Genomic DNA, 16178 nt, shown 5'->3' with positions numbered 1-16178 from the left:
CGGGCAGGCGGGCCGTTCCGGTTGAGAGTAGTCCGGCGCCGCGATGGTGTCTCGTGCATGGCGGCGTGTGAACGGGGCGCCGGTGAGCTCGCCCCGGAGGGCGCACCGAGCAGGCTCTCACGCTCTCGTCGATCTGATCGTCCCGGGTCTCACCGGCCTCGGAGCACCTCGACGCCGGGCCCGGAGAGGTCGGACAGCGCGGATCGACGTCCGGCCAATGCCATGCACAGGGCCTCGGCGGTTCCGCTCACCAGCGGCCCCTGACCATGGCGCGAGCCCGTGTCCGTTGCGACGAAGGCGAGCCCCGCGCCGCGGCCGGGGCGGACCAGCGCCGGAGGGGCACCGGGCGCGGTCAGCTGACCGAGCAGGTGTGCCCAGTCCTCCGAGGGGACGTCCGCCTCGAGGTCCAGGGGGCGGGAGATGTCCCGCAGGTGGATGCAGGTCTCCGCGAAGGGGCCCCAGGGGCCCACGCGGGGCGGATCGACCTGATCCTCGGCGTGCTGACGCAGCGTGCGGACCAGGGTCGAGGTGTCCAGCCGGGCCAGTCGACGCGCGAAGTGGTCGATGGTGGCGTCCGTGCTGCCCCGGTAGCGCAGGGAGACGGCGAAGAACCGGGGGAAGCCGACGAAGGCGTGCTGCAGCAGGTGCGCCGCGACGTGGCGCACGGTCCAGCCATCGCACAGGGAGTCCCGGTTCCATTGGTCCTCGCTCAGCCCGTCCAGGACGTCGGCGAGGTGCAGACGGTTCCTGGTGGTGGCGATGAATATGTCCTGTCTGGAGCGCACGGTCACTCCTGTCCGCGCCGAGTTCCGGAGCGGGCCAGGGCCCGGATGTCACGATCGAGGGTCGCGAGCACGGTGAGCGCCGTGCGCAGCTCGGACTCGCTGCAGTCGGGGGCCAGCGTGGACATGGCGGCGCGCTCGGCATCCCGGGCGCGTGCGAGCGCGCGCCTGCCCGGCTCCGTCAGCTCGATCAGGACGGAGCGCCGGTGGTGTGGATTGGTGGTGCTGACCGCATGCCCTCGTGCGATCAGCTCGTCCGCATGGCGCTGCACCGCCTGGCGGGGAAGATCCATGGCCGCGCCGATCGCGGGCACGGTCTCCGGGCCTCGCCGTGACAGCTCGAGCGCCACCGCGCGCATCCCTACCGTCCAGCCCTCCTCCCGAACCCGGGACTCGACCACCCGGGAGGAGTTCAGCACTACGGGACGGACCAGGCCCAGGACCTGGTCGACGAGCTCTCCACGATCCATCATGACAACAATGTTGTCACATGGGGAAGGAGTCGTCCAGCATGCACCGGCCGTCGGCCCGCGCGGAGGCCGAGCAGGCCGAGGAGGACGCCGAAGCGTACGATCGGCGTCGTCAGGCAGAGGCCCGCGCCGTGACGATGCGCGCCGAGGCCGAGGCCCTGACGCATGGAACGCGTGGAGAGAGGTGCTGCGATGACGGTGATCCCGCTGACCGAGCTGGACCCGGCGGATCTCGAGCGGATCGGGGGGAAGGCCGCCGGGCTGGCCGTGCTGATCGCCGCCGGGGAGCGGGTCCCCGCAGGGTTCTGCCTGACCACCGACGCCTTCGGGGCCGGTCGCATCCCGCGCGAGGAGGTCGAGGCGGCCTATGCCGCGCTGGGGGAGGACGTGCCCGTGGCCGTCCGCTCCAGCGCCACCGCGGAGGACCTCCCCGGGGCCAGCTTCGCCGGTCAGCAGGACACGCTCCTGGACGTCACGGGCCTGGAGGACCTGCTCGCCGCGATCGAGACCTGCTGGGCGTCGCTCGACTCGGAGCGGGCCCTCGCCTACCGCGCGGCGCACGGCATCGACGGCTCGCGGATGGCCGTCGTGGTCCAGACCATGATCGCGCCGCGGGCCGCGGGCGTCCTGTTCACCGCGAACCCGCTCACCGGCACCCGCGGCGAGATGGTCGTGGACGCCGCTGCGGGGTCGGGGACGGCGGTGGTCGACGGCACCGTCGACGCCGACCACTACGTGCTGGGCGAGGTGATCGGGCCGCACGCGGAGGGCTGCCTGGACCGTGCCCAGCTCACCGAGCTGCGGAGCGTCGGCCGCCGTATCCAGGAGCACGTCGGAGCGCCGCAGGACATCGAATGGGCCTACGACGCCGACGGCGTCCTCTGGCTGCTGCAGTCCCGGGGCATCACCAGCCTGTTCCCCCTGCCGGAGTCCGAGGACGGACAGCTGCGCGTGTACATGGAGGCCGGGCACATGCAGGGCATGCAGCGGCCCACGACGCCGATGGGTGCCTCCGTGATGCTCCGGATCACCCGGCAGTGGCTCGACCTGTTCGGGGCGACCGCTCTGGAGGTCCCGGCGCTGCTCCGCTTCATCGGCGGACGGATGTTCCTCGACCTCACCCCCTTCGTGCGCAGCCCCGGCATCCGCCGGCAGCTGCCCGAGATGATGGCGACCTACGGCCCCCGCGTGGTCCCCGTCATCGAGCAGATCGTCCAGGATCCACGGCTGACCGCCCAGCGCCTGCGGATTCCGCTGGGCGCCGTCGCGCGGACGGTGATCCGCAGCGCACCGCCGATCGCGCGGGGTGTGGTCGCCGTCCTGCGCAGGCCTGAGGCCGAACGTCGCGAGATCCTCGCCTCCGCCGGCGCGGTGCGCGAGGCGTGCGAGGCGCCGACGGACGCCTCGACGGTGGCCGAGCACCTCGACGTCGCCGAGCGCGTCCACCTGCAGGTGCTGGACGGGCCGGTGCTCCGCTCGCTGAACCCGCTGTGGGTCGCGATGGGCTGCCAGAGCCTCGCCACCGGGCTGCTGCACGGCCTCGCCACGGAGAGCGAGGTCTCCGAGGTGGTGCGCGGCGCCCCGCACAACGTCACCACCGAGATGGACCTGGAGCTGTGGCGGATCGCGGCCGAGGCCGCGGAGCACCGCGAGCTGCTCACCGGGACCCCGGTCGCGCAGCTGGTCCATATGCTCCGCGAGGGCACGCTGCCCGATATCGGCCTGGAGCGGTTCCTGGCCGAGTACGGCCACCGGGGCGCGGCCGAGATCGATGTGGGCGTGCCGCGCTGGGGCGAGGACCCCGCGCCCGTGTTCGACGCGCTCGCGAACTACCTGCGCCTGACCGACCCCGTCCAGGCCCCCGACGTCCGCTTCCGGCGCGCCGCCGAGGAGGGAGAGGCCGCGATCACGCAGCTGGTACAGCGGGTCCGGGACCGTCGCAGACCCCTCGCGCCGCTGGTCGGCCTCCTCCTGCGCCGTACCCGCCAGCTCATCGGCCTGCGCGAGTTCCCGAAGTTTCTCTGGCTGTTCGCGCTCGGTCAGGTGCGGCGGCACCTGCTCGCCGCCGGGGCGCTCCTCGCCGCGCAGGGGCAGCTCGAGGACGCCGAGGACATCATGTTCCTCGAGCTGGACGAGGCGCGCGCCGCCGCCCGCGACGGCACGGACCAGCGGGAGCTGGTCGCGCAGCGACGCGCCACCCACGAGCGGGAGCTGCGGCGCCGTCACGTGCCGGTGGTGCTCCTCTCCGACGGCACCGACGTCGAGGCCACCCTCCCCGTGCTCGAGCACGCTGACGGTCTCCGCGGAGCGGGCGCCGCCCCGGGCCGGGCGACCGGGCGCGCCCGGGTGATCACGGATCCCCGCGGGGCGCGCATCGAACCCGGCGAGATCCTGGTCGCCCCCACCACCGATCCCGGCTGGACCCCGCTGTTCCTCACGGCCGCGGGGCTCGTCACCGAGACCGGTGCGGCCATGGCCCACGGTCCCACCGTCGCCCGCGAGTACGGCATCCCCGCCGTGATCTGCGTGAAGGGCGCGACCACGCAGATCCGCACCGGGCAGCTGATCACGATCGACGGCGCGAGCGGGAGGGTGAGCATCGAGTGAGGATCGGAGAGCTCTCCGCGCGCACCGGGGCCAGTCCCCGTTCGCTGCGCTACTACGAGCAGCAGGGGCTGCTGGCGCCCGAACGCACCCCGTCCGGTCAGCGCGTGTACACCCCTGCCCACGAGGCCGCCGTGCGGCAGATCCAGGAGCTGTTCGCCGCCGGATTCTGCAGCGCCGTGATCCAGGAGCTGCTGCCCGCGATGAGCGCTCCCGCGGTGGACGGCGCCCTGCTCGGGGACGCGCTCGCCGCAGCGGAGCGCCGCCTGCGCGGCGAGAGGCAGGCGATCGATCGGGAGCTGAGGGAGCTCGGACTGCTGCGGCACCGCCTGGGACTTGCCCCTGACACGCATGTCAGCGTCGAGGATGGGCACCATGACGACGAACACTCCCAGCCAGCTGCGACTGATCATCGAGACCGACGACTTCGATGAAGCGCTGCGGTTCTACCGCGACGTGCTCGGCATGCCCGAGCAGCCCGCCTTCGCCACCGAGGGCGAGGACCGGGTGGCGATCCTGCACGCCGGGACCGCCACCCTCGAACTCGCGAGCCCCGCGCACGCTCGGGCGATCGACGAGGTCGAGAACGCGACGAGCACGCAGGGCCCGACTCTCCGCATCGCCCTCGAGGTCCCGGACACCGCGCAGGCCGTCGCCACCTCCGAGGAGCACGGCGCCGCGCTCCTGGCGCCGCCCACCCGCACCCCGTTCCGCACGCTCAACGCGAGGGTGCAGGGCCCGTCCGGGTGGCAGGTGACGTTCTTCCAGGAGCTCGAGACGCTTGAGGAGCGCACGGCGCGCGAAGGATTCGCGACCGACGACGAGCGACCGCGGTGAGCGCGACCGAGGTGAGCGGTGGGTCCACCTCGGCCGACGAGCAGCACCCGACGCCGCTCACGAACGTACAGCTCGCGCACGTTGAGCGGGAGCACTGCAGCCCAGGGGCAGTCCCGGGTGAAGATCCCCGAGGAGACGAGGACGAGCGCCGTATGCAAAGCCGGGCATACACGCGATGGACGGAGATTCCCGGTTCGTGCGTGGCGATGCGTCACCGACAGCAGTGCCCGTACCCATGGTCGCCGCCGGCGGCCGCTTGGCCCGCCACGGTCGTCACCCGCAAGACCCTGATCCCGGTGCGGTCGACGGAGCAGAGTCGGCTGTGAGGGGCTGACGCAGCAGCTGCTGCTGCTCAGGGGAGCTCGTCGCCCGCCCAGGGGTACGACGGCTGGGCGCCGTGCCGCGTCACGGCGGACGCCCCGACGCGTACGGCCAGCAGGCATGATTCGTGGAGGCTCTCCCCGCGGGCGATGCCCGTCGCGAGCGCGCCGACGAATGCGTCGCCCGCGCCGGTCGTGTCCACTGCGCTCACCGCCGGGGAGGGGAACACGGTGAGCTCGTCGCCGATGCTGACGATCGCTCCCTGGGCGCCCCGCGTCATGACCACCGATCGCACACCGGCCCTGCGCAGTGCGAGGGCGGTGGCTTCGTCATCGCCCGGTTCCTCTGCGGCACTGATGATCGACAGGGCCATGCGTCCCTCGTGTTCGTTGACGACCAGGGGGTCCGCCGCCAGGAGGGTCTCGCGGCCGACGGGGATCACGGGTGCCAGGTTGAGTAGGAACCGGGTGTCCAGTGACGTGCAGAGTGCGGCGAGCTCCTCCACGGCGGCCACCGGGATCTCGCCCTGGGCGACGACGATCGCGGCCTGGTCGATAGCATCCCGCAGTGCGCGGATGCCCTCAGCGGTCCACGAGCCGTTGGCCCCCGGCACCACCACGATGCTGTTCTCTCCGGAGGCGTCGACGGTCACGACCGCGAGTCCGGTCTCCTCACCGTCGATCTGCGAAGACATCGCCAGCTCGGTTCCCGCGCCGCGCAGCAGGTCCAGGGCGAGATCCGACTCGGGCCCGGTCCCGGAGCGCCCGGCGAAGGCGACCGGGGCACCGAGCCGGGCTGCGGCGCAGGCCTGGTTCGCTCCCTTCCCTCCCGGAGAGCGACGCACGGCGTGGCCGGCGATGGTCTCCCCGGGGGACGGGTGCCGGGATACGTCGAGGACGAGGTCGATGTTCACCGAGCCGACGACCAGCACGTGCTGTGCGGACAGGGTGCGCTTGCCGGTCGATCCGTCCAGTCCGTTCATGGCGTTCCGCCTCCTCCGAGGTAGCGCTGGGGATTGTCGGTGACCAGCTGCGCGGCGACGTCGCGATCGATCCCGCGGGCCTCGAGCAGGGACAGGAAGACAGTAGGCACGAGCACGAACCCGTTGCCTCCCGCTTGGTTCCACATCTGCTTGAGGAACAGATCATGACTGAGGAGGATCTGGCCTGCATAGCCCCGGTCGACGAGTCGGGCGACGGCGTCGGCCGTGTCGGTCATGGCCGGTGACGCGCCCTCGCCGGGGAACGTGATGTCCAGTCCGATCATGTCGAACTCGAGCCATACCCCTCGCTCGAGCAGCCGCAGCTGGTAATCGAGGTCCGCGCCGGAGGGGTCGCTGTGCGCGAGCGAGACCTTCGCCGGATCCGCGCCCATCTCCTTGAGCGCGATGTCGAGCACCTCGCCACCGCGGCGCTGCCATCCGGGCATGTGGATGTTCATCGCCGTGCCGCCGCTCTCGCACTGTGCGAGCGCGGCGGCCCGAAGGCCCGTGCGCTCACCCTCGGTGAATTCCGGGGAGACGCCCACCTCGCCGATCATGCCCGCACGAATGCGCTCCTCGCCGACCCCGCCGCTCAGCTCGTGAAGAATCTCCTCGGCCAGATGGTCGACGTCGGCGGCGAGTCGCGAGCCCTCGAACTTCTCGAGGTAGGGGGCCGTCGACATGACGACGTGCAGTCCTGTGATCTGGGAGAGGCGGACGAGGTCCGTGGGGGAGCGGCCGATGCCGGCCGAACCGGTCGCATCGACGATCGTGCCGCCGCCCACCTCCTGGAACGCCGTGGCCTCCCGGGCCACGCTGTCGAACTCTTTGGGCGCGATGTTGTCCCGGCTGCAGTACGGATCTTGCTTGAGGGCCCACTGCAGCGATGGTGTGACGGCCCGGTCCGGTAGGACGTGGCTGAACCCGAAGTTCGGTGCGACCAGGCAGGTGCTCAGATCGTTGAACAGGTGTTCGTGTGGGAGCACGATACCGAGTTCGGCGGCGTCCACCGGGCCGGCCACAGTCTGCACGGTATTGATGGCGGGCCTCATGGGCGCTCGTCCCGGGCGGTGGACGCGACGTCGGCGACGTCGGCCTGGACATCGATGGCACCTTGGGCATCGACGGGGCGCATGGCTTCGTGCCCGCGCACCATCCTTGATGGGATCATCGCGATGCCCGAGGCGCACAGGGCGACGAGTGCGCCGACAACGGTGACGAGGTGCACCGTCCCCATGCCGGGGAGCAGCGAGTCGATCAGGATCGAACCGACGAGCTGACCGGCGGTCGAGGCGAGGGCCAGCAGGAGGAGTCCGAGGCGGCGGACCAGGAGCGCCATCAGCGCGATCGATGCGAGCCCGAGAGGGCCGCCGAGGTACATCCACCAGGTGTCGGGCAGGGAGAACGTGGCGTGGCCGACGGCCAGTCGGAGCAGGAAAGCTCCGGTGAGGAACACGAAGCCGATGAGGAAGTTCCAGGTGATGGAGACCAGCATCGAGCCGGCGAGCTTGCCGATGTTCGAGTTGCCTGCAGGCTGCCACCCGGCGAGGAGCCCGCCGGCGAAGGGGAGCAGCACGAGGGCCATGGCGTGGGGGACCTCGAAGCTGGGGGAGACGACCAGGACGGTCGCGACCACGGCGAGCAGCGCGCCGAGAATGCGGAACACGCTCAGCGCCTGCTTGAACTGCACGCCGATTCCGAGCCGGTCGCAGACGACACCCGAGATGACCATGCCGGAGATCAGTGCCGTCTGGAAGGTGGCCACTCCGAGAGCGCCGACGGAGATGCCCTCGGAGAGCACGATCACGGCGCCGCACAGTCCGGCGAAGAAGTTCGGCCAGGGGATCGTGCCACGGCGCAGGTGTCCGGGGAGGCCGAGGAAGGCCGCCCGCGTTCCGGAGCGGGGCAGGATGATGAGGAACATCAGCACCAGGCCGCTACCGAACGACACGATCGAGGCGAGATGGCCGTCCCCGAGGTCGGTGCCGAGGCGGCCGTTGACGGCCGACTGCATCGGCCCCAGCATGCCAGCGAGGATCGTGAACAGGACGAAGATGCCGACGGAGGCGGTCTTCGCGACGGGAGGTCGGTCATGGACGACGCTGTCCTGAGTGGTGGTCATGTCACGCCTCCTCATCCAGAGTCTCGGCGGCGAGCCAGCTGATCGCCTGGCAGAACAGGGAAGCGTAGCCGTCCCACGCCATGAACTCCTCCGGAGCCCAGTGGGGCGAGACGTCCGAAGCGAAGGCGAGGGTCCGGCCGGTGCCGACCGTGCGCACCGTGAGGAGCGGCTCGCCATTGACCTCCGCGAGGACGTCGGCGTCGGACTTGGCGATGAGCTGCTGATAGCCCAGCAGGATCGGCCACTCGGCATCGAGGCCGGAGGTGACGGGGTGCTCGGAACCGGTGAGATGGCCCTGAACGCCCTGCGGTGACTCCACGCGGTCGTCCCAGCGGTGCATGTCCACCGGGAGGACCTCTTCGATCGCCGTTCCGGCGTAGTTCGCCTTCGCGCCGAAGCCCTGGAAGGAGAGGTAGCCGCCGGCCATCATCAGTCCTCCGCCGTCGCGGACCCAGTCGCGCAGCAGATGCAGGCGGTTCGGTGCGGGGCGCCCCTGAGCGAAGACCTGCGGCGGAAGCAGCAGCGTGTTGGAGCCGACGTCGGAGAGCAGCACCACGTCGTACGCGTCGAGCTCCTCTCGCGTGAGCGGAAATTGCTCGGCGACGTCGTGCGAGCGCAGGTGGGTGACCTCGTGGCCACCGTCGCGCAGCACCTCGAGCAGGCGTGCGCAGCCGATCTCCACCTGGGTGTGGGGGAAGGGGTCGTAGCCCTTGTGGTCGATGGTCGCACTGACCCACGACTCTCCCGCCAGAAGCACCTTGGCCATCTGTGTTCCTCCTCGAACTAGAGGGTTGCGCAACGCCTGCGCAACGATTGTCACGGATGACGATAGGGGTGCGCGACCGAGAAGGCAAGCCTTTCGCGCGTACCCTTGCGGTGCATCGCCATCGAAAGGGGCCACATGTCGATCACCGCTGTTGCGAGGGAGGCTGGAGTCTCGACCTCGACGGTCTCGCGCTACCTCAAGGGGGAGCTCCAGCTCAGAGCGGACACAGAAGAGCGGATCCGTGCGGCGATGAGCGCGCGGGGGTATTCCGCGCCGCGCCGAGAGATCGGCATGCTCGCCCTCATCATTCCTGAGCTCGCCAACCCCTACTTCGCGCAGCTCACCCAGGCGCTGACCGATGCTGCCCACCATCGCGGGCTCGAGGTCTCGGTGTTCGTCTCGGACGGACTGGAGAGCAGGGAGCGAGCCATCGTTGCGCAGAGCGCGCGCACCGGTGGCGGGAGCTGTGACGCTGCGGTGCTGGTCTCGATGACCGGCAGCGCGGCCGTGCTCGACGGCGTTCCCGACGAATTCCCCTTCGTGGTCCTCGACGAGAAGATCGACGGCGAGCTTGCGGAGCAGCGCCCGTTCGTCGGCGCGGACAATTTCGAGGGCGCCTATCAGGCGACCACGTTCCTGATCAGTCGGGGCCATCGGCGCATCGGCCACGTGGCGGGCCCGGGTCGGCTCCTCTCCGCGCGCGATCGGCTCCGCGGCTACCTGCAGGCTTTGCGCGATTCTGGTCTTTCCACTGATCCTGCGCTCGTCCTCGAGGGGCCGTACTCCGGCTCCTTCGGCGCGAGCGCGCTGTCGCAGGTCCAGCGGTTGCCCGAACCTCCGACCGCGGTGTTCGCGGGGAGCGACGTGGTGGCGATCGGCATCGCATCGGCCGCACCGATGCACGGGGTCCGCATCCCGGAGGACCTTTCGCTCATCGGGTTCGACGGCATCGAGCAGGGTGCTTGGGTCTCGCCGCGGCTCTCCACGGTGGTCCAGCCGCTCCAGGACCTCGCACGCAACGCCCTGGACATGGTGGAGGCCGCGATGGACGGCGCCGACCCGGTCCGGCGGCTCCTGCCCATGGAGCTGCGCATCGCCGAGTCCGTCGTCGGAGCGCCGTCAGGACACTGACCGGAGAACCCGCTCGAACAGCTCCGAAGCGGCCGTCAGCTGCGTGAGATCGAGCTGTTCATCGACGGCATGCATCTGTCCGGGGTCTCCGGGCCCCCACACGACGATCGGTACGTCGGGACGCAGCACCGAGAGCACGGACCCGTCGGTGAAGTACGGGACCGGGTCGGGGTCGGTCGCGGACGGCAGTGTCCGGACGAAGTCTGCCCCCGGGTCGGTGCTGAGCGGGGCGAGGTCGAGGATCGTCTCGACCTCGTCGATGCCGTCGGCGTCGCGCCAGTGACGGCTGAGCGAGGATGCCTCACCGATGGTGCGCTGGTCGATCGTCGCGACGGCCTCGGCCGGCACGATGTTCGTCGCCTCGCCGCCGTGGAACGTGCCGATGGATACCGTCTCCGCACCCAGCACCGGGTGCCGCCGAACCGGGGCGGTGGGCAGGGCCTTGCGGAGGGCCTGGGAGAGGCGGAGCACCGCATTCACGCCTCGACCCGGCGTGGAGCCATGGGCGGCCCTGCCGCGGGAGGTGAGGCGGAGCCAGGAGGCCCCGCGATGGCTGCAGCACACGCGCAGGTTTGTGGCCTCGGGGATGATGATGCCGGCCAGGTCCAGGTCGGCAAGTGCCTCTCCGGTGCGCTGCGCACCGAGGGATCCGATCTCCTCGTCCGCAGTGAGGAGCAGGTGTCCGCCGGCCCCTCGTGCCGCGGCCCGGGCGAGCGCCGCGGTCGCCGCCGCGAGGCCGCCCTTCATGTCCACCGCCCCGCGCCCGTGGAGGATCCCGCCCTCGATCTCACCGCCGAAGGGGTCGCGGGCCCACTGCCGGATGTCCCCGACGGGCACGGTGTCGGTGTGACAGGCGAAGAGAGGGGCCGGAACCTTCCCGGGCACGGAGAGGAGCGTCCACGGGCGGTCCATTCCGCCCGAGCGGATCAGGGCGTCCGGGACCTCGGAGAGCAGGGCATCGGAAACGGTTCCCTGCACGGCGCGCATCCCGTCGGCGTCGGTCGAGACGCTGGGGAGGTGGATGAGGTCGGAGGAGAGGGCGATCGGGTCGAGCACTGGCGGCCTCCTGAGCAGTCGGGGCGGTAGGACAAGTCGATTCTTGCGCGTCACGGCGAGGTCGCGGAACGTACCGTGGGCGGCATGAGCACCCCACCCATGATGTGCGGACGCGCACGTCTCCGTCTGCACCGCACGTCGATGGTCGTCGGCTTCGTCCTGCTCGGCATCGACGGAGTGCTCCTCCTGCTGCCCGTCCTCTTCGCGCAGAGCGCGAGCTGAGCGAGTCCGCCCGGGAAGGCGGCGGCAGCCGCACGACGTCCGATCCCGTTCCTGCGAAAGGTTCGACCATGGCGCTTGATGATCTGCTCGCCCCGAACGCCCTCCTGGAGAAGGTCGCCTCCGGATTCAGCTGGTGCGAGGGCCCGGCCTGGATCCCGGCCCGAGGAGTGCTGCGCTTCAGCGACATCCCCGGCAACCGAGTGCTCGAGTTCTCCGAGTCCGATGGCACCACCGTCGAGGTCAGCACCGACGCCGAGTTCACCAACGGCCGCACGCTCGCCGCGGACGGCGCGATGATCGAGTGCTCCCACGGTCGGCGCGCCGTGCAGATCGACCGCGGCGCCTCCGTGGCCGGCGCACCGTATGCCCCGGAGATCCTCGTGGACCACTTCGGCCAGGCGCGGCTGAACTCTCCCAATGACGTGGTCGAGAAGTCCGACGGGACGATCTGGTTCACCGACCCCTCCTACGGGATCAAGCGCCCTGTCGAGGGGCATGCGGGCCAGGAGGAGTACGGCGATAGGTACGTGTTCCGCTGGGATCCGGCCGACGGGTCGTTGACTCCCGTCGTCATCGACATCGAGGCGCCGAACGGGCTGGCCTTCTCCCCGGACGAGAGCATCCTGTACGTCTCCGATTCCTCGCTCGCCCCGGCCGACGAGAACCACCCGCATCCCGACCGGCCCCGCGGCCACTCGATCCACGCCTACGACGTGGTCGAGGGCCGGCACGCGAAGAACGGCCGCCCCCTGGTGGAGGTGAGCCCCGGGCTGCCGGACGGATTCCGCGTCGATGGTGAGGGGAACCTGTGGAGCTCCTCGCTGAGCGGGATCCAGGTGTTCACCCCGGCGGGGGAGAGACTCGGCGAGATCCCGGTCCCCGAGAAGGTCGCCAACTGCTGCTTCGGCGGAGCGGACGGCCGCACGCTGTACATCTGCGCGAGCACGAGCATCTATCGGGTGCGCACAGCGGTGTGACAGCGGCCGGATCGTCGCGCCCTCGCGGCCGCCCCGGTGCTCGGGACGCGACCCGGCCCCGTCCCGTATGACACGCTGGCGCGATGTCCCGCCCCCTGCAGGTCTCCGACAGCATCGAGATCGCTGCCGAGCCGATGACCCTCTACCGCGAGATCGCCGATCCTTCCCGGATGGGGCGCTGGAGCCCGGAGAACCTGGGCACGGCCGAGCCGGGCCGCGGGCCCCTCGCGGTCGGGGACGAGTTCGTGGGCCGCAACCGTCGGGGCCCCGGCCGCTGGTCCACCGCCTGCACCGTGATCGCGGCGGATCCCGGCGAGAGGTTCGCCTTCCGGGTCCATCGGATCGGCCTGCGCACGCCCCTGCTGCGTGGGGCGATCGCGACCTGGACCTACACCCTCGAGCCGGTCGGGAAGGGGCGCACCCGGGTCACGGAGACCTGGCAGGATGACCGCACGGGGTGGTCGGATGCCTGGGCGGCGCGCTTCGACAAGCTGGTCACCCGCGGTCGCACCTTCCACGAGTTCCAGGCGGGCAACATCCGCCGCACCCTCGCCCGGCTGCAGGCCGACCTCGAACGCTGAGCACCCGAGCGGAAGGAGCATGCCGCAGATGCACGAGGGCACCGACACCCTGACCAGGATCCTCACGTCGATCGACGGCCGCGGATACGGGTCCTACAAACAGCTCAAGGGCAGCTACGACCTCGGCGCGTGCCGCCTCATCATCGACCACGTGCAGGTGGATCCCTTCGCCCCGCCCTCCCTGATGCGCCTGGTCATCGATCGCGACACCGCCGACCTCCCGGACGATCTCCTGACCGACCGCCCGGGATGCGTCGCGACGACTGACTACCTGGCCCGCGCCGTCGCGACCGCTGTGGGCACGGTCGGCGAAGGCGTCAGCATCGGGACCCCGCAGCAGGAGATCCTCGAACGCACCAGCGTGGCGATCACGGCCGAGGGGGTCGAAGCGCGCCTCGCCGTCCAGCTCCCCGCCGCCGGTCGGCGGATCCGGGGTCGCCAGGCGACTCGGCTGCTCACCGAGGACCTGCCGAGGATCGCCGAGGTGGCTCTGCGCCATGCGAGCCTCGACGCCGAGGCCCTGCGAGCGCACGTCACCCTCCACCGGGACCAGGAGGCATTGCGGGAGCAGCTGAGCGGCCGCGGTCTGGTGGCCTTCGTGGGCGAGGGTGCGATCCTCCCGCGGCGATCCGGGGACTCCGACCGGCCCCTCGAGCAGGGCGCCGTCCCGTTCCGCAGCCCCGAGTCGTTGCACGCCTCCTTCGACCTGCCCAGCGGTCGCCGGGTGAGCGGGATGGGCGTTTCCGAGGGGATCACCGTCATCGTCGGCGGCGGCTACCACGGCAAGTCGACGGTGCTGCGGGCGCTCGAGCGGGGCGTCTACGCGCATCGGGAGGGTGATGGCCGCGAGTGGGTGATCACCCGCGACGATGTCGCCTCCGTCCGTGCCGAGGACGGTCGCGCCGTGGCCGGGGTCGATATCTCGCCGTTCATCTCGGGCCTGCCCTCGGGCACGGACACCACGCGCTTCGCGACCACCAACGCCTCGGGGTCGACCTCTCAGGCTGCCTCCCTCGTCGAAGCGGTGGATGCCGGCGCCTCTGCACTGCTGATCGACGAGGACACCTCGGCCACCAACTTCATGATCCGCGATGACCGCATGCGAGCCCTGATCCCGGCCCAGCACGAACCCATCACTCCGTTCGTGGAGCGGATCCGCCCGCTGCACACCGAGCGCGGGGTCTCCACCGTGCTGGTCGCGGGCGGGTCCGGGGCGTTCTTCGACGTCGCAGATCATGTGATCGCGCTGCAGGAGTATGTGCCGCGCGACGTCACCGCACGTGCCCGCGAGCTCGCCGACCCCACCGGGCAGCCCGAGACCGCCGTCTTCGGACCGACGCGAGCCCGGATCCCAGCCGCGGGTTCTCTGCGGCCGACGGGCAAGACCAAGCCCGCCTCAGCCCGCGGACACGACACCATCCGCTTCGGGCGCGAGCACATCGACCTGGCGGCCGTCTCGCAGCTGGTCGATGCCGCGCAGACCACCGCGATCGCCCACGCCCTGGACCGCCTGGCCGAGCTGCTGGAGCGCCCCGGGCCGGACGGCTCCCGCCCCACGCTCGATGCGGCGATCACCGCGCTGTGCGACCGCCTCGACGCCGAAGGCCTGGAGAGCCTGTCGCCGCACCGAGGGCACCCGGGCCACCTCGCCCGGCCGCGACCCCTCGAGGTCCACGCCGCGGTGAACCGGTTCAGAGGGTTGAGGCTCGTCGAGGACTGAAGGGCGCGAGCACCGTGGCCGGAGCGTGCCGCTCAGGCGCCGCTCTCGGTCAGGCTCGCCGCCGGCAGCCAGTTCGCCCCGAGCAGCTGGGCCACGTCGGTGAGGCCGGCGGTATCGCCGCCCACGGTGTCGGAGGCGGCAGCGATCCGTTCCACCATCACCTTGCTGACCTGCTCCTCGACGGTGCCCTGGGCATAGGCGATGTGCCAGGGGGAGACCTGGTGGTCGCGGTGGGTGCGGCCCGTGACCTGCCGGCCCGCGATGCCGGAGAAGCGGGCCTGGTGGAACAGGCCCATGCGCGGCTCGGTGCTCGCCTGGCGACCGTTCTCGAGGGTCTCGCCGGCGTGCAGACTGATCGAGGCGACCGTGGTGAACACGCACACCTTCGCCTCCCCGGTCTGGAACCGCAGGCGCTCCGCCTCGACGTCGAAGCGGTCCCGCCCGAAGATCGTCGCGACCTGCAGGCCCGAGTCCTGCAGCCGCTCGACGATCGGCTCCGCGGCGGTGCCCACGAACTCGACCGAGCACGCCACCTGCCGCTCGGCCTCGACCTGCTGGGCGATCCACGCCACGGTCGAATCCACCCGGATCAGCCCGGCCTTCTGCCGGAACCGCAGCAGCGCCGCGCGCCCCTTGGCGGTGTTCCGACCGCGGCGGGCGATATCCATCTCGCGGCAGAACTCGCCCCATTCGGCGTCATAGGCCGCCCGCTCGGCGGGGGTGAGCGACACCGGCATCCCGGAAATCGGCACCGGACCCCACGGTGCCGCGCGATGCAGCATCGCAGGTGGCTGCGCCTCCTCGAGCCAGCCCCGCACCAGCGCCAGATCCTCCGCCCGACGGGTCGCGTCGGTGGTCCAGGTGGCGCCGTAGCGACCCTTCTCCACCCCGATCCCGTGGCGCTGAAGGGCGGTGGCGAAGTCGGCGCCGGGCTGCTTCACGGAGGTCCACTGCGTCATCGGCTCGTCGTACCGCTGGGCGTAGGCGGGGGCGAGATAGGGCAGCTCGAGCGGGGTGTGCCCGGGCGTGGCGGTGGTTGCGATGACGAACGGCGCCTTCTGGTGCGGTGAGCTGTGCGCGGAGAGCTTCGCCCAGAGCTTCCACCGCTTGGTGCTCGTGCGCCGCAGGGCGTGGGCCTCGTCGGCGATGATCACCTCCCAGTCGTAGTCCTTCACCTTCTCCAGACGGTCCCAGGTGATCACCACCCATTCGAGCCCGTCATCGCCGAGCGCGGTGATGGTGCGGCACCAGTGCCCGATCGTGATCGCGGCGGGCCGGTCGGCGACCACTAGCACCCGCTGCGCACCGCGGAGGTCGCCCACCGCGCTCGCGCCGAGCACGGCGGAGATCGTCTTGCCCACGCCCGGCTCGTCCGCCAGCAGGAACTGCCGCCCGCCGGCCGCAGCGCGCTCGGCGATCGCGTCGGCCGCCTCGTACTGGAGGCGGCGCGGTTCGAGATCCTCGGCCGGCTCGGGGACGGGCGCGGGGTCACTCGGGTTGAGCTGGTTCTCGAGGAAGCGGCCCAAGGTGTGGGGGCCGGGGGCGTAGGGCTGGAGGTGCTCGGGGAGATGGCGGCCCACATGCAGGTGCATCTTCACGGCCGGATG

At 71.2% G+C, this 16178-nt stretch carries 16 protein-coding genes; 8 read left to right on the top strand and 8 right to left on the bottom strand.

What is annotated here, in order from left to right; translation table 11 throughout:
- Window positions 1-149: 149 nt before the first annotated feature.
- Together ACTH43_RS12455 and ACTH43_RS12450 are read right to left on the bottom strand one after the other, a co-directional pair.
- A complete protein-coding gene (locus ACTH43_RS12455) occupies window positions 150-785 on the bottom strand; it encodes a maleylpyruvate isomerase family mycothiol-dependent enzyme (protein WP_441445220.1) in 636 nt (211 codons plus the stop codon).
- Window positions 786-787: 2 nt separating this feature from the next.
- Window positions 788-1255: a MarR family winged helix-turn-helix transcriptional regulator gene (locus ACTH43_RS12450; RefSeq protein ID WP_441445219.1), complete on the bottom strand. Its 468-nt coding sequence runs from the start codon at window positions 1253-1255 to the stop codon at window positions 788-790.
- A 189-nt stretch (window positions 1256-1444) separates the two neighbouring features.
- Here ACTH43_RS12450 and ACTH43_RS12445 point away from each other — a divergent pair, with 189 nt between their 5' ends.
- The 3 genes from ACTH43_RS12445 to ACTH43_RS12435 are packed head-to-tail and all read left to right on the top strand — an operon-like array spanning window position 1445 to window position 4693.
- The gene (locus ACTH43_RS12445) at window positions 1445-3859 is read left to right on the top strand and encodes a PEP/pyruvate-binding domain-containing protein (protein ID WP_441445218.1); all 2415 of its coding nucleotides are present in this window, start codon (window positions 1445-1447) and stop codon (window positions 3857-3859) included.
- Window positions 3856-4290: a MerR family transcriptional regulator gene (locus ACTH43_RS12440; RefSeq protein WP_441445217.1), complete on the top strand. Its 435-nt coding sequence runs from the start codon at window positions 3856-3858 to the stop codon at window positions 4288-4290. Before ACTH43_RS12445 ends, ACTH43_RS12440 begins: the two co-directional genes overlap by 4 nt.
- Window positions 4232-4693 (top strand): VOC family protein, encoded by a 462-nt coding sequence (locus ACTH43_RS12435; protein ID WP_441445216.1) that lies wholly within the window; start codon window positions 4232-4234, stop codon window positions 4691-4693. Before ACTH43_RS12440 ends, ACTH43_RS12435 begins: the two co-directional genes overlap by 59 nt.
- A 352-nt stretch (window positions 4694-5045) precedes the next feature.
- Here ACTH43_RS12435 and ACTH43_RS12430 read toward each other — a convergent pair whose 3' ends face one another.
- From ACTH43_RS12430 to ACTH43_RS12415, 4 genes are read right to left on the bottom strand one after another with little or no spacing between them, the layout of a single operon-like run.
- Window positions 5046-5996, bottom strand: coding sequence for a ribokinase (locus ACTH43_RS12430; protein ID WP_441445215.1), 951 nt, complete (start codon window positions 5994-5996; stop codon window positions 5046-5048).
- The gene (locus tag ACTH43_RS12425) at window positions 5993-7048 is read right to left on the bottom strand and encodes a phosphotriesterase family protein (RefSeq protein WP_441445214.1); all 1056 of its coding nucleotides are present in this window, start codon (window positions 7046-7048) and stop codon (window positions 5993-5995) included. Before ACTH43_RS12425 ends, ACTH43_RS12430 begins: the two co-directional genes overlap by 4 nt.
- Complete coding sequence (locus ACTH43_RS12420; protein ID WP_441445213.1) at window positions 7045-8118, bottom strand: DMT family transporter; 1074 nt, start codon at window positions 8116-8118, stop codon at window positions 7045-7047. The genes ACTH43_RS12425 and ACTH43_RS12420 overlap by 4 nt, the downstream gene beginning before the upstream one ends.
- A 1-nt stretch (window position 8119) precedes the next feature.
- Window positions 8120-8884: a glutamine amidotransferase gene (locus tag ACTH43_RS12415; protein ID WP_441445212.1), complete on the bottom strand. Its 765-nt coding sequence runs from the start codon at window positions 8882-8884 to the stop codon at window positions 8120-8122.
- 105 nt (window positions 8885-8989) lie between these two features.
- Between ACTH43_RS12415 and ACTH43_RS12410 the strand changes: the two genes are divergently transcribed.
- Window positions 8990-10015, top strand: coding sequence for a LacI family DNA-binding transcriptional regulator (locus ACTH43_RS12410; protein ID WP_441445211.1), 1026 nt, complete (start codon window positions 8990-8992; stop codon window positions 10013-10015).
- Here the strand turns inward: ACTH43_RS12410 and ACTH43_RS12405 are convergent.
- Window positions 10004-11071, bottom strand: a complete 1068-nt coding sequence (locus tag ACTH43_RS12405) for a M20/M25/M40 family metallo-hydrolase (RefSeq protein WP_441445210.1) — start codon at window positions 11069-11071, stop codon at window positions 10004-10006. The two genes, ACTH43_RS12410 and ACTH43_RS12405, sit on opposite strands and share 12 nt — an antisense overlap.
- Before the next feature lie 84 nt (window positions 11072-11155).
- On the opposite strand from ACTH43_RS12405, the gene ACTH43_RS12400 reads away from it, so the two are divergent.
- From ACTH43_RS12400 to ACTH43_RS12385, 4 genes are all read left to right on the top strand, one after another.
- Window positions 11156-11293 (top strand): hypothetical protein, encoded by a 138-nt coding sequence (locus tag ACTH43_RS12400; RefSeq protein WP_441445209.1) that lies wholly within the window; start codon window positions 11156-11158, stop codon window positions 11291-11293.
- Between the two features lie 68 nt (window positions 11294-11361).
- A complete protein-coding gene (locus tag ACTH43_RS12395) occupies window positions 11362-12270 on the top strand; it encodes an SMP-30/gluconolactonase/LRE family protein (protein WP_441445208.1) in 909 nt (302 codons plus the stop codon).
- An 83-nt stretch (window positions 12271-12353) separates the two neighbouring features.
- Window positions 12354-12851 carry an SRPBCC family protein gene (locus ACTH43_RS12390; RefSeq protein ID WP_441445207.1) on the top strand — a complete coding sequence of 166 codons (498 nt, stop codon included), beginning with the start codon at window positions 12354-12356 and terminating at the stop codon, window positions 12849-12851.
- A gap of 28 nt (window positions 12852-12879) precedes the next feature.
- A complete protein-coding gene (locus tag ACTH43_RS12385) occupies window positions 12880-14571 on the top strand; it encodes an ABC-ATPase domain-containing protein (RefSeq protein ID WP_441445245.1) in 1692 nt (563 codons plus the stop codon).
- A 32-nt stretch (window positions 14572-14603) separates the two neighbouring features.
- On the opposite strand, the gene ACTH43_RS12380 is transcribed toward ACTH43_RS12385, so the two are convergent.
- The coding region (locus ACTH43_RS12380) for a helicase (RefSeq protein WP_441445206.1) at window positions 14604-16178 on the bottom strand (1575 nt) is incomplete at its 5' end.

The organism is Brachybacterium sp. (assembly GCF_052095815.1).
GTDB lineage: Bacteria > Actinomycetota > Actinomycetes > Actinomycetales > Dermabacteraceae > Brachybacterium.
This window is presented reverse-complemented; position numbering and strand designations above follow the sequence as displayed.

Excerpts from the sequence above, each read along its gene's own strand:
- ACTH43_RS12450 (WP_441445219.1), bottom strand. The coding sequence starts at position 1,255 with ATGATGGATCGTGGAGAGCTCGTCGACCAGGTCCTGGGCCTGGTCCGT.
- ACTH43_RS12445 (WP_441445218.1), top strand. The coding sequence starts at position 1,445 with ATGACGGTGATCCCGCTGACCGAGCTGGACCCGGCGGATCTCGAGCGG.
- ACTH43_RS12435 (WP_441445216.1), top strand. The coding sequence starts at position 4,232 with ATGACGACGAACACTCCCAGCCAGCTGCGACTGATCATCGAGACCGAC.
- ACTH43_RS12430 (WP_441445215.1), bottom strand. The coding sequence starts at position 5,996 with ATGAACGGACTGGACGGATCGACCGGCAAGCGCACCCTGTCCGCACAG.
- ACTH43_RS12425 (WP_441445214.1), bottom strand. The coding sequence starts at position 7,048 with ATGAGGCCCGCCATCAATACCGTGCAGACTGTGGCCGGCCCGGTGGAC.
- ACTH43_RS12420 (WP_441445213.1), bottom strand. The coding sequence starts at position 8,118 with ATGACCACCACTCAGGACAGCGTCGTCCATGACCGACCTCCCGTCGCG.
- ACTH43_RS12415 (WP_441445212.1), bottom strand. The coding sequence starts at position 8,884 with ATGGCCAAGGTGCTTCTGGCGGGAGAGTCGTGGGTCAGTGCGACCATC.
- ACTH43_RS12400 (WP_441445209.1), top strand. The coding sequence starts at position 11,156 with ATGAGCACCCCACCCATGATGTGCGGACGCGCACGTCTCCGTCTGCAC.
- ACTH43_RS12395 (WP_441445208.1), top strand. The coding sequence starts at position 11,362 with ATGGCGCTTGATGATCTGCTCGCCCCGAACGCCCTCCTGGAGAAGGTC.
- ACTH43_RS12390 (WP_441445207.1), top strand. The coding sequence starts at position 12,354 with ATGTCCCGCCCCCTGCAGGTCTCCGACAGCATCGAGATCGCTGCCGAG.
- ACTH43_RS12385 (WP_441445245.1), top strand. The coding sequence starts at position 12,880 with ATGCACGAGGGCACCGACACCCTGACCAGGATCCTCACGTCGATCGAC.